14 protein-coding genes and 1 riboswitch are annotated in these 16746 nt (G+C 50.6%); of the genes, 6 read left to right on the forward strand and 8 right to left on the reverse strand.

Annotated features, from left to right (window positions below):
* Positions 1-426: 426 nt before the first annotated feature.
* Positions 427-2670, forward strand: a complete 2244-nt coding sequence (locus BTA51_RS01155) for a YgiQ family radical SAM protein (protein ID WP_094705445.1) — start codon at positions 427-429, stop codon at positions 2668-2670.
* Between the two features lie 71 nt (positions 2671-2741).
* Here the strand turns inward: BTA51_RS01155 and BTA51_RS01160 are convergent, their stop codons facing one another.
* The 5 genes from BTA51_RS01160 to BTA51_RS01180 all read right to left on the reverse strand — a co-directional run bounded on the left by BTA51_RS01160 (position 2742) and on the right by BTA51_RS01180 (position 7909).
* Entirely contained in the window at positions 2742-4010 is a 1269-nt protein-coding gene (locus BTA51_RS01160) for a DUF1835 domain-containing protein (RefSeq protein WP_094705447.1), read from the reverse strand.
* Between the two features lie 194 nt (positions 4011-4204).
* Complete coding sequence (locus BTA51_RS01165; protein ID WP_094705449.1) at positions 4205-4819, reverse strand: DUF488 family protein; 615 nt, start codon at positions 4817-4819, stop codon at positions 4205-4207.
* 40 nt (positions 4820-4859) lie between these two features.
* Positions 4860-5720, reverse strand: coding sequence for a phosphoesterase (locus tag BTA51_RS01170; RefSeq protein WP_246840874.1), 861 nt, complete (start codon positions 5718-5720; stop codon positions 4860-4862).
* Positions 5721-5882: 162 nt separating this feature from the next.
* Positions 5883-7448: an inorganic phosphate transporter gene (locus BTA51_RS01175; protein WP_094705453.1), complete on the reverse strand. Its 1566-nt coding sequence runs from the start codon at positions 7446-7448 to the stop codon at positions 5883-5885.
* A gap of 137 nt (positions 7449-7585) precedes the next feature.
* Positions 7586-7909, reverse strand: coding sequence for an antibiotic biosynthesis monooxygenase (locus BTA51_RS01180; RefSeq protein ID WP_246840875.1), 324 nt, complete (start codon positions 7907-7909; stop codon positions 7586-7588).
* Between the two features lie 112 nt (positions 7910-8021).
* Positions 8022-8130, forward strand: a riboswitch (SAM-I-IV-variant riboswitch).
* A 223-nt stretch (positions 8131-8353) separates the two neighbouring features.
* On the opposite strand from BTA51_RS01180, the gene BTA51_RS01185 reads away from it, so the two are divergent.
* On the forward strand, positions 8354-8683 hold the full coding sequence (locus BTA51_RS01185) for a hypothetical protein (RefSeq protein ID WP_094705457.1): 330 nt from the start codon (positions 8354-8356) through the stop codon (positions 8681-8683).
* A 475-nt stretch (positions 8684-9158) separates the two neighbouring features.
* Entirely contained in the window at positions 9159-10274 is a 1116-nt protein-coding gene (locus BTA51_RS01190) for a GGDEF domain-containing protein (RefSeq protein WP_094705459.1), read from the forward strand.
* A 29-nt stretch (positions 10275-10303) separates the two neighbouring features.
* Here BTA51_RS01190 and BTA51_RS01195 read toward each other — a convergent pair whose 3' ends face one another.
* Positions 10304-10759, reverse strand: a complete 456-nt coding sequence (locus BTA51_RS01195; protein WP_094705461.1) for an EVE domain-containing protein — start codon at positions 10757-10759, stop codon at positions 10304-10306.
* 224 nt (positions 10760-10983) lie between these two features.
* On the opposite strand from BTA51_RS01195, the gene BTA51_RS01200 reads away from it, so the two are divergent.
* Positions 10984-11439, forward strand: coding sequence for a flavodoxin domain-containing protein (locus BTA51_RS01200; RefSeq protein WP_094705463.1), 456 nt, complete (start codon positions 10984-10986; stop codon positions 11437-11439).
* A 65-nt stretch (positions 11440-11504) separates the two neighbouring features.
* The gene (locus BTA51_RS01205; protein WP_094705465.1) at positions 11505-14216 is read left to right on the forward strand and encodes an EAL domain-containing protein; all 2712 of its coding nucleotides are present in this window, start codon (positions 11505-11507) and stop codon (positions 14214-14216) included.
* A 6-nt stretch (positions 14217-14222) separates the two neighbouring features.
* On the opposite strand, the gene BTA51_RS01210 is transcribed toward BTA51_RS01205, so the two are convergent.
* Complete coding sequence (locus BTA51_RS01210; protein ID WP_246840876.1) at positions 14223-15263, reverse strand: MBL fold metallo-hydrolase; 1041 nt, start codon at positions 15261-15263, stop codon at positions 14223-14225.
* 55 nt (positions 15264-15318) lie between these two features.
* A complete protein-coding gene (tesB, locus tag BTA51_RS01215; RefSeq protein ID WP_094705467.1) occupies positions 15319-16188 on the reverse strand; it encodes an acyl-CoA thioesterase II in 870 nt (289 codons plus the stop codon).
* Between the two features lie 225 nt (positions 16189-16413).
* Between tesB and BTA51_RS30870 the strand changes: the two genes are divergently transcribed.
* The gene (locus BTA51_RS30870) at positions 16414-16635 is read left to right on the forward strand and encodes a cysteine-rich CWC family protein (protein ID WP_094705469.1); all 222 of its coding nucleotides are present in this window, start codon (positions 16414-16416) and stop codon (positions 16633-16635) included.
* The last annotated feature ends 111 nt before the right edge of the window (positions 16636-16746 follow it).

Below are 16746 nucleotides of genomic sequence, written 5' to 3' on the forward strand. Positions count from 1 at the left end.
TTTAAAAACCACCTTCAACTGCCAAAAATTTATTCGACAATATACTTCCGTATCCAAAGCAATGCCGTAACTCCGTTACAGCCTTACAAGACACAACTTCAACGTCTGACTAGATCAATTTGTTCGCAAGTAACCTGATCACTTATTGAAAAGAAACATTCTACTGTGATTTTTCACAACATATTACCCTTTCAAATAAGGGTTGAAGATGCTATGAAGATCCGACACAAAATTAGTCATGCAGGCTTATCATCCATAAATATTTATCGCTGAGTATTCAGAATTAGCGGCGGAGGTAACATTACCCCAAATACCTGACACTCCCTATCCCCATCCATTTGTTTATTTATGTGAGATACCTCGCACCCGTCCTAATAATCGAGTAAAATACTCGGCCATTTTTTGATCAACTCGGTTTTCATCACTATGCACGCAGCGCAAAGGTTATTTTCCCATCCTCAATACTGGGCGGAGTGCTTTGGCACGGCTGATTATCTGCCCATGTCCAGAGGAGAGATGGACCAGCTTGGCTGGGATAGCTGCGACATCATTATTATTAGTGGTGATGCCTATGTGGACCACCCCAGCTTCGGGATGGCCGTGATCGGGCGAACCTGGGAGAAGCAGGGGTTCCGGGTGGGAATCATTGCCCAGCCAAGCTGGTCGTCCAAAGAAGATTTCATGAAGCTGGGCAAGCCCAATCTGTTCTATGCGGTATCCGCCGGGAACATGGATTCCATGATCAACCGTTACACGGCGGATCGTAAACTACGTCATGATGATGCTTACACGCCGAACAATGAAGGCGGTAAGCGTCCTGACCGGGCCGTTCTGGTCTATACCCAGCGCTGTAAGGAAGCCTTCAGCGATGTGCCGGTATTGGTCGGTGGCATTGAAGCCAGTCTTCGCCGGATCGCCCACTATGATTACTGGTCAGACAAAGTCAGACGTTCCGTACTCTTTGACTCCAAAGCAGATTTGCTGGTCTACGGAAATGCCGAACGTGCCGTGACAGAGATTGCCCATCGTGCATCACGGGGCGAGGCTCTCAAGGACATGCTGAATATTCGGGGCACTGCCAGCGTCATTTCAGAATTACCTATGGATTGGGACATCAAGGATTCCACCCGGATAGATAAACCGGGACGGGTCGAGCCCATGCCCAACCCGTATATGTATGTTGGTGAGGAAAACAGCGACGGCAGTTCCTGCGCCAGTCAGTCCCAGGTAGCGAATGATCAGGTTGAGGAGCAGGTGATTCGGATTCTGCCCTCACCGGGAAGTAAGCAGGAATTCATCCTGCTTCCGTCATATGAGAAAGTCCGCAACGATCCGGTGCTTTATGCACATACATCCCGAGTACTGCATCTGGAAACCAATCCGGCAAACGCGCGGACACTGGTCCAGAAACATGGTGACCGTTATTTGTGGATGAATCCGCCGGCGATTCCATTAAGCACAGAAGAAATGGACGAGGTTTTCGACCTGCCATTTCAAAGGGTCCCACATCCGGCCTACGGTAACGCCCGAATTCCGGCCTATGACATGATCAAGTTTTCCGTCAACATCATGCGAGGATGCTTTGGCGGCTGTTCTTTTTGCTCGATCACCGAACACGAAGGGCGCTGGATTCAAAGCCGGTCACAAGATTCCGTTATTCGGGAAATCGAGAAAATCCGCGATAAGACCCCAGGATTTACCGGTACCATTTCTGACCTGGGCGGCCCGACGGCCAACATGTACCACCTTAATTGCAAAAGTGAGGAGATACATGCTCATTGCCGCCGCTTGTCCTGTGTCTATCCGACCATCTGTAAGAACCTGAAAACCGATCATAGTGCGACGACCCAGCTGTATCGTCGTGCACGCGCATTACCTGGCGTAAAACGCGTCATGATTGCTTCAGGTCTCCGATACGATCTGGCGGTAGAAGATCCGGAATACGTGAAGGAGCTAGTGACCCATCATGTGGGTGGTTACCTGAAGATTGCACCGGAACATTCCGAAGATGGCCCGCTGTCAAAAATGATGAAGCCCGGCATGGGCACCTATGACAAATTCAAGGCCATGTTTGACCGCTTCTCCAAGGAAGCCGGCAAAGAACAGTACCTGATCCCTTACTTTATCGCCGCCCACCCGGGAACAACCGATGAAGACATGATGAATCTCGCCCTGTGGCTGAAGTCTAATGGATTCAGGGCAGATCAGGTGCAGGCGTTTTACCCTTCCCCCATGGCCAGCGCCACAGCGATGTACCATTCTGAGAGGGACCCTCTGCACCGGGTGAACTACAAATCCGACAAAGTCGTGATCCCCAAAGGAGAACGCCAGCGCCGGCTGCATAAAGCCTTCTTGCGCTATCACGATCCGGATAACTGGCCAATGTTGCGGGAAGCACTGGAACGGATGGGGAAAGCCCATCTCATCGGGTATGGTAAAAAGCATCTGGTGCCTCCGACCCAGCCTGCGAACCATCCCAGTGCGAAAAAGTATGGCTCCAAACTGAATCCCAAGGGTCATACCGGCACCGCTCACAAGGCAAAGCCGAATCTGCCAACGGGTGGAAATCGCAAGAAAGCTCCTCGCAAGGGAACCGTATTAACCCAGCATACAGGGCTGCCTCCACGCGAAACCGGAGGCAGAATCAAACCTAAGCAGAAGCGCCGCTAGTCGGCGTTTCTGCTTTTCGCAAGCAGAGAGCTATCCTACTGGCTTAGGGGCAGACTCTGCTGGTACAGGAACTAATGCTGCACAAGCAACAGTTTATCGGCGTCCACCTGCCACCTCCACCAGGGCGTTTCAGACAGACATACACCACCAACCCAGCGGGGCTTTGGCCCGCACTGGGACCAATCCAGCTCTCCTCCCAAAAGTTGCCTGCCCGTTTCGTTAATCTGGATAGTTCGTTTCGGCCAGGGCTGTGGATCTCCGTCATCGACCACATCAAACGGAGCGGTGTCGGCGAACCTTAACCCGTTCATCTCAGCAAAGAACATTAAGTCCCCTAAAAATACTCTTGGCTCGGTTTCCCTGACCAGATGGCCAAAGATTTGCCCGCCAGTCCTCGGCTCCACTTGTATTGCTTCTAAAGCCAATTGCTGCGTCAAACTCAATCCATTGAACCGACTGGGGAGCTCCTGTATATGCCGAAAAATAGCACCCGACATGAAAGGTAATTCCGACAACCCCTTTCTCTGAATACTCTCCAGCAACACAGGTGACGGGGAAGTCAGTGCCAGCCAGACATTTTCAGCTTGCTCAATCATATGGGCATTCACTGGACATCTCTGCCGCCATAAGGATCTTAAACCTTCCGGCTCCAACCTACCCAAGCCGTTAAACCGTTTAATGGCGGGAAAGCGGTCAATATTGATCAGATGGACTTTAGCCGAATGAACCTTCGGCATATGGGACAGAATGTATGCGAGAATCAGTTGATCGTAACTGTCATGCTCAAACCAGAGCACCACCTCATCATAAAGCTCCCAGCATGCGTTGAGCTGCTGATATTCTTTATGTTGCCGGGTTTTCACTTCCTGCAAAGGAAGACCATATGCACTGGAAATGAACTCTGCCCGAGCTGTCAGCAAATTCTCCGCGGGCACCGGCCCCTGGCAAAACGGATCAGAGAATTCCAGAAAGGCGCCGCAGAATCCCGCTAACTTCAATCCCTCCCGGATGTCACAACCACATCGCAGATGGAGCGTAGAAGCCCTATCCAGAGGTCGCGCCGCCTGAGCAATGGCTCTTCGATGATACTCCAGATTTTCCACATGCCTGACCAATGCCGGCCAGCTGGCAAGTCCATATTCCCGAGCCAGCCCCCATTGAATGTCCGCCAGCTTTACCTGCGACCTATCAATCAACAGCGTATTAGCTCTTGGATGATGTTCTAAAAACCAGTGGGAAGCCTGATCCTCTCCGTTCAACAGACGCTTGTGGAGACGCTTGGCATGTTTCCGAATAAACTCCAGCGACAGACGCGGAGCTTCAAGTGAAGATTGCGACATAAGACAGCCCTCGTTTTTGACCTGTGCTCGCCACTGTCAGGACTTAAAGGGTTGCCTGGATTTCTGGGTTTGATGATCGTGAGTTGAACTCTTCCCGCGAGCCTGGGTGCTTCGATCCAGCACCCGAAAGAACATAAAGGCAATCGAGCGGAAACTCAATCCCGATAGAAAAGAAATTCTGTGCCGATCTGAAATCAATCAGCCTCAGGTATCCGGTAAGCGCAATTCTGACACTGACGCCTGTAGGCCAACTGTATCGCCTCCGGCTCATCCATCAGCATATCCGGAAAGGTATCTGTCGTTTGCATCAGTCTGCTCTCTAACGCAATTTGTCCCTCCAGCTCTCCTTCGTGAAGAATATGCTGCAGCTCACAACCATATTGATGAAGCAACGACCACCCCACCAGCAGGCTACGATGACAGATCGCCGGATCCTTCTCGGCACAACTCAACGCGATCGTGTAACCCTTATCGATGCCATCAAACAGCCGCTGAATACCGGACTTGAACAGAGCAGATTCCATCAGACGATCAAACTGGACCTGTCTTCGTTCATCGTAGTGGGCCGGATCCTTCGAGCGAGGGCCAAGCTCCGGCCCCAGATAAACATAGCCGATCCCAGAGGCCTTAAGCGTGTGGCGGAGAGCTTCCTGATGGTAGTCATGAAAAGCTTTGCTGTAGGGAACCGAACGAATATCGGCCACTACATCAACATTGTAGTGATGCAATTGCTCTATGTAGGTTGCTATTGGCTTGGTGGCATATCCAATGCTAAAAAGGGGCCGGATATCGGTTACCGCAGACTCCATAACGACAACTTAGATGAATTAGTGAAAACTTACTCTCAGCTTAGGTTCCGGTATTAGCCAGATCCGCATTATTCAGCCTTCTGGTTGAAGCGGACAACGGAGTAGAAAAACCTGAGGCCCGGGCATGCCCACCTCCTCCAAACAGGGAAGCGATCTGGGAAACATCTTCGCCTTCCGCCGAAGACCGCAGAGACCATATACGTTTTTCCGGTTTATCCAGATACCCTGCGGCAAAAGGATACCCCTGGGCAAGTTCGCCCAGAACTTCGCTGATGATATTGGTGGGACAGTTAACTATTGGAACATCGAAACCGGCAATCCGACCCATGGCGGCACGCTTCTTATACTGAATAATCTCCAGATTACGATAGCGGTTAATCACCTTCCCTTCACGAGCCAGATCCTCCAGCAGCGGCAGCTCATCCAGCCAGGGCAGCCAGACATCAAACTCCTGGGGGTAGGATGCTAACGCTGCAGTCACGTCACGGGACTCAGGTATTGTCCAGCTCCAAAGGTCTCGGTCCTGAATACATTGCAGCAATCGGGGTACCGGCTCTCGATGGAAGTATTCCCAGGTTATCACAGCGCCGGAACGGTTCATGTCAAAGACCATTTCCAGGTGTGGAAAGTCTTGATCCAACCCTTTGCAGTCCTGGTAGGCACTGATGTGATGATCCAGTATGGTGACCTTCGAAGCAGCCTCACAAAGCGTCTGCATCGTGGCGCGCGGATAACAGAAGTCCAGAAGATAGACTTCTCTATCCATCACATTAGGCGGTGGTTCGTTGTGCTGGGCAGCATAGTACTCAACTTCCAGTCCCTCACGGCAATTAAGATAGCAATATGCCGCCAGAGCGCTACCGAAGCCATCCAGACATCCCCCGCCATGGTATATCACCATTGGTTGCATCCTTTTCTCCCGACTAAACGTCTCCCTTACTGACAATCGACACCACAACAATTGCCAACCATTCCCGGCAAGAACCGGAAACCATTAATATTCATTTGTTTAAAGGATACGGCACCGGCCTGCATTAAGACCAGTGCCTGTTTTGGATAGGCCTTAAATCAGAAGGCCACGGATCGTGTAGAAAAGGAACGCAGCTAAAAGAGCAGAGGCAGGAACGGTGATAATCCAGGCAGCAACAATCTTCTTCATGCTGGCACGTTTTACCAATTCCTCTTTATAGACATTCTTTAAGCGTTTACGCTCACTTTTGGTAAGGGGAACGTCTTCTTTGTTTTTCTTCGCCTGCTTCAGCATCAGCTTCATGTCTTCAACGGAAGCTTCCTGGAAGTTTTTGAGGAATTTCTGCAATTTTTCCCGTTCGATACCAGCATGATCATCAATAATCTGATGTAACTGGCTGGCATAGCTGACCTTAAGGTACTCTCTCAGGAAACCGACACCAAATACCGCTCCCACTGCAATATGAGTGGAGCTGACCGGCAATCCAAGCTGGGATGCGATAATGACGGTAATCGCGGCTGCCAGGGCAATACAGAATGCCCGGGTTTTATCCAGCTCGGTAATTTCATTACCGACCGTACGAATCAGTTTTGGACCATATAACAGAAGGCCAATGGCAATTCCTATGGCTCCGATCATCATTACCCAAAGCGGAATAGAAGCAGATTTAACAATCCCATGATTGATAATTGCATCGTTGATTGCCGCCAGAGGGCCGATTGCATTGGCCACATCGTTGGCACCATGCGCAAAGCTCAGCAAGGCCGCTGCAAATATCAAAGGAACGGTAAACAGTCGGTTCACACTATCCCGATGGTTTTCCAACTTGGCACCGGCTTTCTTGATTAGCGGAATTAAGAAGGCATAAATCACCAAAGCACTGACGCCGCCAATTGCCAACGCCGTTGTAAAATCCAGCTTGACGATTTTCTTGGTGCCCTTCAGCAGCAGGTAGGTGACAAAAGCCCACGCCATAATACCGATCAGAATGGGAACGTATCGCACTGCCGCAGCTATTCGATCTTCCTTATATAGGATGGTTCGTTTGATGAAGTACAAAAACAACGCGGCAATCAAACCACCCAGCATCGGGGAGATAACCCAACTGGCGACAATAGCCCCCATCTGAGTCCAATTGGCAACAGCGAATCCACCTGCGGCGATCCCGGCCCCCAGCACCCCACCAACAATCGAGTGAGTGGTTGATACAGGAGCTCCAATATAGGTCGCCAGATTCAGCCATAAAGCGCCAGCGAGAAGTGCAGCGGTCATTAACCAGATGAACGTATCTGCGTCAGAGATAAAATCCGGATTAATGATGCCTTTCTTGATTGTGCTGACAACATCGCCGCCGGCAATCAACGCTCCAGCGCCTTCAAATATCGCTGCGATAAACAATGCGCCGACAAGGGTCAGGGCTTTGGAGCCAACCGCCGGACCGACGTTGTTCGCCACATCGTTGGCGCCGATATTCATGGCCATATAGCCGCCGATAATGGCAGCAGCGACCAGAAGATAACCGCCTTCCACCCCTTGGGTATGGAAACCGGTATAGATAAAAATGCCGAATACAAAAAGAAGCGCGAAACCTAGTCGAGCTACGTCCTGAGTTACAGAAGAGGTTGCGTCCTGTAACTCTCCAAGGTTACGAAACTCCATCGGTGTTATCCCCTGCTAAAACTGAGGGCGCAACTGTAACAAAAGAGTCACCCAAATAACATATATAAAGACAACTTGACGGACATCCTGGCCCTACCCGGACTAGGCCTCCTGGAGGATCAATAACCTACCTCAAATCATTCCGCTTCAAACTCGTACTCCCGCTCTACACGAGCCACCCGCAAGTGATAGTTTTGATAGAATTTTGTACGCCCCATTTCCCTGGCGACAGTATGCTCGGCTTCATTACGCCAAGCCTTGATCGACGCCTCATCTTTCCAATAGGAAATGGTAATGCCCATACTCTGATCACGCGCAGACTCCACCCCAAGGAACCCTGGCTGCTGCTGCGCCAGTTCCACCATTCTGGCAGCCGTAGCCTCATAACCATCATCATAGGCGGAGGCTTTCAACCTATTGGAAAAAATCACGGCATAGTAGGAATCAATTGACGCGCTCAATGGCCATCTCCTGTGTGAGAAAAACTGAAGAGATTTAGCATTATTCAAGTTTTTTTGAATTTTGCTACCCACCCTATTGAAATCTATGGTCATTTTATATACATTCGAAGCGTTCGTGCATCAAGAGAAGGACTGACGGTCCTCGCCAACCTGCCGACCTGGGCAAGGTGGTGCCAAAACCAACGGATATAAGTTGTTTATGTCAAACCTGTTAATGACCAAACGAATTACGAAGGGGATGTTACCGCAAGGTAAGTGACCCCCGTTTCGTCATGCTGCCAAAACTCTTCGGCAGCGAGTCATTAAAAGGAACTACCCCCCGCTAAGCGGGAACGACATAAATAACGGTTCGATCTGGTTTTGGGATGTGGTCATCCCTGACAAATAACAGGTAAGCCCTTTCGTCAGTTCTCGCACGTGGTATTAAACTTCGTGGAGAACCCTATGCAACATTCTGTCAACTTTAAAGTGGATTCGCCGGATAGCGAACGCTTTCTCAATCATCCCCAACTAGTGTGGTCAAACCTGTACCAATGCGAACTATATGTGTGGTTGGCTTCAGGCGAGAGACGCAGCAAATCGGGCCAATTGAACTTCAGCTACTGGCTTTACGTTGAATATCGCGATCGATTTGGACGTGCAAGATACAGCCAATTCCGTTTTTCTCTATTGGATTCAGTCGCCCACTTTATTGCCGATGCTCTGCCACAGGAATCCCTCCACGAAATAGATCCTGTTAAGACCGGTTCACAACCCATTGGCATGAAAATTTAGTCCCCCGGAATAATCTGCAGCCCTTGGTATTGAGGGGAAACGAGTCTCCGGGCGACCACGCCCATGCTATATTTTTCATGCGCCGGAAATACTCGGTAACGAAAATATGCTCAATTCCGGGGGGTTAGCGAATCTCCACTTCGCGAAACTTTGCCTATACTGAACTTATTCGGTGAAGTCCCATCGTCGGCAGCCCTGTACTTCTTATGGGGCTCGTTGGGTTATAGGGGCTGTCAGGGACAGAAAGTCCACCCGGCTATTTATTGCTATTGCTTTTAACTTTCATACAAAGCAAATAAATGTGCTGCTGGTTTTCAGTACATATGAAAGTGCTGACTAAGTCGACAACCGGACGTTGTTGACATGGGGATGACGGAATATCGCAGGTACTCATAACTCTATCGCAATACGGCAAAGAACCGTTGCCTAGAACAACCTAGCGTTAGAAAATCGCCACACAAAGCGCCGCCAGTGAATGACAGAAGATAACAAGAATCAAAAATATAGGGCCGTTAATTCCTTGCTTGATGAAGATAAGCAGGTCATTAAGGTTATCAAGAGTATTGCCTATGCTGCAGCCGCGACAGCCATAGCGATCGGCATAAAGTCGTGGTTTTCTGGCCACCACCTTCATTCAGCCGCTCTGTTCGGGTTTGCCATGGTGATGGCCCTCAATGTTGTGGTCTATGACCGCACCCAGAACAGCTCCACGTTTCGCACGATTTTCCTGTGGCTGGTCGGGGGACTCTGCCTGTATCTGATAGCCTCAGGTGGCGAAAGCAATACCGGCATCCTCTGGTTCTATGTGTTCCCGCCATTCGTTTTTTACATCATCGGGTTACGCAGAGGATGGATCATGATGGGCATCATGGCCATATTGATCTTTATCGTCTTCCGATTTCCTGAAATCCCCCTGATCAAAGCAACCTATACCACTGACTTCCAGCTGCGCTTCACAGCCAGCGTCTCCTTTGTGACTGTTTTTTCCTTTGTCATGGACTACTCACGTCGACAGGCCCGAGAAGAGCTGATCAGCATGGCGAGGCTATATGAGCAGGCTGCCCGGACTGACGAGCTTACCCAACTGCCTAACCGGCGCGATATGCAGCAACATCTGGAAAAGGAGTTCTTTCGGTACAAACGTCATGGCAGCTATTTTTCCGTCATCCTACTGGACATCGATCACTTTAAGATCATCAACGACACCTATGGCCACGATGCGGGCGATTTTGTACTGGTGGAATTTGCTAACCTGCTGAGGGAGTCATGCCGGAAAGTCGACACTGCCGCCCGCTGGGGAGGAGAAGAATTTCTTGTTCTTCTTCCGGATACATCGATGGTCCAGGCACTGGCGACAGCAGAAAGATTCAGAAAGCGGGTGGAAGCAACCGAGCTGACATACAAGAACCAGAGAATATGTTTCACCACCAGCTGTGGTGTCTGCTCGATCAGCCAGACCAAAAACCTTGGTTCATTGCTGAAACAAGCAGACATCAACCTGTACCAAGCCAAAGTCAAAGGCCGCAACCTGGTGATTCCGCTGGTAGTACAGAAACCCGAACCCTCACCGGCCAATCGCTCAGCCCGCTAACTTACGAGGTATTCAGCCAGACAAGGTCATCACAGGTAGTGAGACTGGATATGTTTCCACTCTGCAGCCGTCACCGGCATTACCGAGAGTCGATTGCGCTTGACCAGCAACATGTCAGACAGCAACGGATCACTCTTCAGGGTTGAAAGTGGAATCACTTCATCCAGTGTGAATCGCCATTGAACATCCACACAAAACCAACGAGGCTTTTCTGAGCTGCTTTTTGGATCGTAGTAGGAAGACTCCGGATCAAAAGCCGTGGGGTCCGGATAGGCCGTCCGACAGACTTCAGCAAATCCGGCAATTCCCGGAACCGCACAGCTGCTGTGATATATCATCACTCTGTCGCCGACCTTCATTTCTCTCATGAAGTTACGCGCCTGATAATTTCGTACTCCCTCCCACATACTGATGGACTGGGGACAATTCAGCAGATCCTCAATGCTGAAGGTATCGGGCTCGGTCTTCATCAGCCAATAGTTCATGCTCACTCCTTTAGGTCATGTCCGACATAGCCGGCATATTGTGATCCAATTAACAGTTTCGAACTCTGTTACAAAGATAACCGGATTGGTAACGAATCCGTTGCACGGCTCTCTGACAGAAATCCGGGCCGTCAGTATAATGGTCAGCTCTATACGTCGACCAGTTCTGTGGTCGAGCTAGACAAGCAAATCGATATTCATCTCATTTACCTGTCAGGATTGTAGTGAATCAGATCGTTATATGTGTCGGCTCAGTTTATGGAGCTGCACTGGAAACTGCCAGAGCCGTCCGCACAGCCCTGCAGGCCGAAGGATTCTCCGTGGAGCTGCATGAGGCCCCCACCCTCGCTTCTGTTACCGAAACAGAGGGAGCTGTCTTGATATGCACATCCACCACCGGTACCGGAGATCTACCCGAAAATATTGCGCCTCTTTATCAAGGCCTGACCAACGAATACCCCAACATTGTCGGCAGACCCTTCGGCGTCATTACGCTGGGAGACAGCTCCTATTTCGAATCCTTTGGAGGCGCTGGGGATCTGATATTTGAGGCTTTTACTGAACTGGCGGCAAAACCGCTGAGCCCATTACTGAAAATCGATGCTCAGGAGACCGCAGACCCGGAGGAAGTAGCTGTTCCCTGGTCCAGAGAATGGGCCCGTCAGTTAACTAACCAGTAAAACGCCATCAACCCGGAGGTCTGAACATTTTCAGGAAGCTTATAGGTTTCAACTTTTATCGGGGCATGACCTCCCTGCAGGTATTGTTTGCCCTACTTGCCGGCGTATTTCTGATCGGAGCAATTACGGCTTTTGAAACCCAGGCATCAAGCGAAGCATCCTCACTGCCAGCAGGGGAAACAATATATCCCCATCAAATCATCACGGCGGATATCAGCGATCAGACACTTCAGCAGCCAACCTTTGAATATTTCCAGACCAGCCAGGACGACTACACCGCCCGCGATCTCTTGCGGGGATCGGGTATTCACTGGAAGACGGCAGACACCACCAGCGCCAACTTCGGCTATTCCGAGGAAGCATTCTGGTTCCGATTCCAGCTGAGAAATAATACGGACCAGCCTCAGCAGCGCCTTCTTGTGGTCAGGGCTCCTCACCTGGACGATGTCCACTTCTGGGAGTTTGATCAATTCCAGCTGTTGCGGGAAAACCTGTCAGGGGAGCTGTATCCGTTCAACAGCAGAGAACAGAACCACCCGATGTATCTTTATACGGCGGATGTTCCAGCCAATTCGGTACATCAATATATCTTCAAAGTACGCAGCGAAGGTTCAGTCTCGTTTCCCATGCAAATATGGAAGCCCCAGGCTTTTTACCTTCAGGATGATATGGAAGCGGTTGGACACGGGCTTTACGCCGGTTTTCTTCTGTTTGTCATCATTTTCAACTTCTTCATTTTTATCGCACTTCGCGAAAGCATGTATTTCCACTACATGCTGCTGACCTCCATGATCCTGCTGATTCAGGCGTCACTATCAGGAAGAACCTTCCAATTAATCTGGCCGGATCTTCCGGACCTGCAGAACCTGTCCATCCTGATCGCGGTCCCTCTGTCAGCGTTCGCCCTCACAGAGTTTTCCAGGCGTTTCCTGGAAACCCGGCTTTATGCCCCAAGGGCGAATAGACTGCTGAAATCCATCAGTTTCATCAGCCTTGCGTGTCTTGCTCTGGCGTTTTTCCTGCCACCGTATATCTCAAAGCAATTGTCCGTGATTGGCGCTCTGACGGCGGTCCTGGCAGTTTCGATTGTATCCCCCTATCTCTGGTACAAAGGCATTCGTCAGGCCCGCCTGTTTTCGTGCGCCTGGACCGGCCTCCAGATTGGTGCACTCACCACGCTTTTATTCAACCTGGGAGTGATTCCACACAGCCTGCTCACCGTCAACGCCCTTGAAATCGGCTCCGCACTACAAGCAGCCCTGATTTCCCTGGCGATCGTCGAGCGGGTTTATCAGGAAAGAGACCATCGCCTGAAAGTTCAGCAACAGGTCATTGAAGAACAGCGTGAACTGCAGCGCATGGAGCAACGAAATCTCTACGATGCGACCCATCACCCGGTCACAGAGCTCCCCAACCGGGGATATCTGGAGCGTTTCATTAAGGAACGCATCGGCGTTGTCGGCAATAAATCCCTGAGTCTGTGCCTGATCAGCCTCAACCGATATCGGGAAATTGATCGCACCATGGGGCAGGACAACGCCGACCAACTACTCTATCAGATAGCCCATCAACTGAATGACTTCGTGAGCCCATTACCTGGGGTGACAGCTCTTGAAACAATTGCGGGCACCCGGATTCATGTTGCGTCGGTCGATGACATTACCCTTGCGCTAGTATTCGACTCGGTGTCTCCCAAAGAGCAAGAAGTCCTGATGATGGCCATCTCCGGATACCTTTTGCAGCGCATTGATTTTGGTAATTTATCCCTGGACCTCGACCCCAGGTTCGGTCTGGCGCGCTATCCAGAGCACGGACAGAATCCCCAAAGCCTGCTTCGTATGGCCAAGATAGCCCTGGATGCCACCCACCACATCCAGGGTTGCGTTGCAGAATACTGTGATGACTTTAACCCATACAGCGAACGCCGATTAACGCTTATGGCAGAACTAGCCAAGGCGATCGAGAACAACAATCTGGTGTTGAACTTTCAACCTCAGCTCAGCCTCAAAACCGGCAAGATCACTTCGTTTGAAGGCTTGGTCCGCTGGCATCATGACCGCTTCGGACACGTCAGCCCGGAAGAGTTCATCTATCTGGCAGAAGAATCCGGCATTATTCATCAACTTACCCTATGGGTGATGGAAAATGCGCTGGGTAAACTTCAGGCACTGCAGACATCCGGATACGGCGAAGTGGGTATCGCCATCAATATTTCCGCTGTAGACTTGGAGATGCCGCATTTTGTTGAAGAGGTCAAAGAACTGCTGTCCAGCCATGAAGTCAACCCCAGACAGTTGACACTGGAACTTACTGAAACCGCCCTGATGCGGACTCCCGATCTGGCTCTGGAGACGCTCAAACAGCTTTCTGACCTTGGCTTTTCCATTGCTCTGGATGATTTCGGTGCCGGTTACTCCTCACTGTCATACATTCAGCGGCTGCCACTACATAAGATTAAAATCGACCGTTCTCTGGTTCACAATATCGAGAGATGCCAGGAAAACTACGTGATTGCCAAGACTGCCATAGAGATGAGCCACGGGCTTGGCTACGAAGTGGTGATGGAAGGAGTTGAAGAACTCGCCACCTTGGAAGTACTCAAGGTTCTGGGAGCAGATCAGATTCAGGGTTTCTGGCTGGCCCGCCCAATGCTCTGGGATTTTGCCCAGGAGTGGCTACGGACCTTTGTTGCGGACGGCATCCGCCTGCCAGAGCCATCTACAGCGCATCGCGTTTCAGTTAAATCAACCGACTCCGCAACGAATCCCTCTTCCTAAGCGAAGTCAGGACGAAGAGCGGCCTACAGGTACACTGCGAGTTTCGCCGATAGCCAACACTTCACGCGCAGGTCCGCGTTGGTGATCCAGAAACTTTTCCCTGGGCTCCCAGAACGGCTCTGTCGTCAACCTGACAGTTCCCCAATGCATACCAACCAAACGCTCAGCCCCCAGATCCTCCCCCATGGCCACGGCCTCTTCCGGGCTTGCGTGTACCGCAGCAAATACTGATCGTGGCGCATAAGCGCCGATGGGAACCAAGGCAATATCATAGGGCCCTGTCAACGACCCAGCCTCCCGAAATGCCGGGCCATAGCCCGTATCACCGGCAAAGAACAAACGCCCTTCCGGTGCGTCGATTCCAAAGCTTGCCCATAGTGTTGCATCAGCATCCCATAACGATCGACCGGAGAAGTGGTAGGCAGGTAGTCCGTAAAATGAGACCTCACCTATCCTCGCCTGATCGTACCAATCGAGTTCAAGCACCCGCCGGTATCCCAAAGACTCGAACAGAGGCTTGAGTCCCAAAGTGGTGATGACAGTAATTGACGCCTTATTGCGAACCTGCGACAGAGTCTCTGCGCAAAAATGATCATAGTGATTGTGCGACATAACTATGACATCAATATCCAGATCCTGCAGAGTCAGCGGAGACACGACCAAACGTTTTGGCCCACTATATCGAATGGGGGATGCCCGTTTACCCAGGAATGGGTCTGTGACAATCCCCAGCCCACCTACCCGAAAATAAAAACAGCTTTGCCCAAGCCAGGTAAGTTGAATTTCCGCATTGGAAGCCTCTCCTGAGACATGCCTCCCAAGGCCCTCAAGTGCCTGTTCCCTCGTCCACAAATGGTCTGAAACATCACTTAGAGGCAAGTTCCCCCGTCGCAGAAGATGCCAGAGGACCTGGATCATTTCCCGTGACTGGCGTCCGTCAGAATGAGGGGAAGGCGGCGACTTAAAGCGCCCACCACAATGGTGAGGTTTGCCCCTAAAGCTGTGATCGACGTCCATGGGAATCACTTGCGGTAAACGCTCTTCCATTTAAAACCTCTATTGCAGTTTAAATTCACTATCATCCATGTTTGTCCAGAATCGCTCAGCGCTTGTCACTGCGAGGCCGGATCAATCCTTCCTGGGCCGTGGATGCCACCAGACGCCCTTTTGAGTCATAGACCATGCCTCGGTTTAAGCCTCTGGCATGGGAAGAACTCGGGCTATCCATCGAATACAGCAGCCAATCATCCATTCGAAAATCCCGATGAAACCATACCGCGTGGTCAATACTGGCTACCTGCAGCTCCCTGCTGAAGAACGACATTCCATGAGGATACAGGCTGGTGCCCAATAACCCGAAATCAGAACTGTAAGCCAGAAGGCAATGGTGCCAGTATACGTCGTCAGGCAATCTACTGGTGGTTTTGAACCAGTTGTATTTGTAGGGTTCCTTAGGCTCGGGAGCCAGAGGGTTCATAGGATTCACCGGACGTATTTCAATGGGGCGGTCACGGGTGAAGCGATCACGAATTTTTTCCGGTATCAGGTCTTTAAACCGCCGATACACCTCGAGCTCCGAAGTGATGCCTTCCGGCCCTTTGATATTCGGCATATCAAACTGATGTTCATGACCTTCTTCCTCTCCTTGGAATGAGGCGGTTAAGGTCAGGATCTCCTTACCGTGCTGGCGGGCAGCAACCCTTCTGGCACTGAAGCTGCGCCCATCCCGCAATTTAGTGACCTCATAGATAATGTCGTGATTCGCATCACCAGGACGCAGAAAGTAGGCATGCAGGCTGTGTGCGGTTCGATCCGGATCCACCGTCTGATACGCAGCCATCAACGCCTGGCCAATGACCTGTCCTCCAAATACATTCTTAAAGCCCAAATCTTCGCTGGAACCTTTGAACAGACATTCATCCAAAGGGGTCAGTGTTAGCAGGTCCATCAATTTCTGGACGACATCAGTCATGAAAATATCCTTTATTGAATCAGGAAGAGAGCAGGCAGGGTATGATCAGATTCTGCCCCTGCGGGAAAACGAAATATTGTTTCACACAAGAGGTTATTAGCACCAGCAAGTGTTGTCCAGCAGCATCAAGCCATTCGATATAGGCTGATCGCCATCTTGCATACAAAGCACAAAAAACCCATGATATGGGCTCAGTAAAGAAAGTGACCACCAGATATAGACATAATGGAAAGAGACGAGCAACGCAAACAAATACCTGACGCCTACACCCACTGCTGCCCAGGATGCGGAAAACCAGCCCAATGTGATCTGGAAAAAGGGAAATCTACCTGCTGGTGTTTTTCGCTACCTCATGACGAACGTCATCATGAGCCATTTGTGGAAGGGGATAAGTGTTTTTGTCGTAGCTGTCTTGCGGCCAGAAGAGCCTCATCCAAACCAGCTTAAGCAGACGCATTTGAAAGATAGAGTAGGAAAAGGGTGGAATGCGAGAGGTAGCGTGTAAAAGAAGTTAAGCTATGAAAGGGTGCCGATACTGCTGGCACCTGTAATTCCGGC

The organism is Hahella sp. CCB-MM4 (assembly GCF_002260525.1).
Classification (GTDB): Bacteria; Pseudomonadota; Gammaproteobacteria; order Pseudomonadales; family Oleiphilaceae; genus Hahella.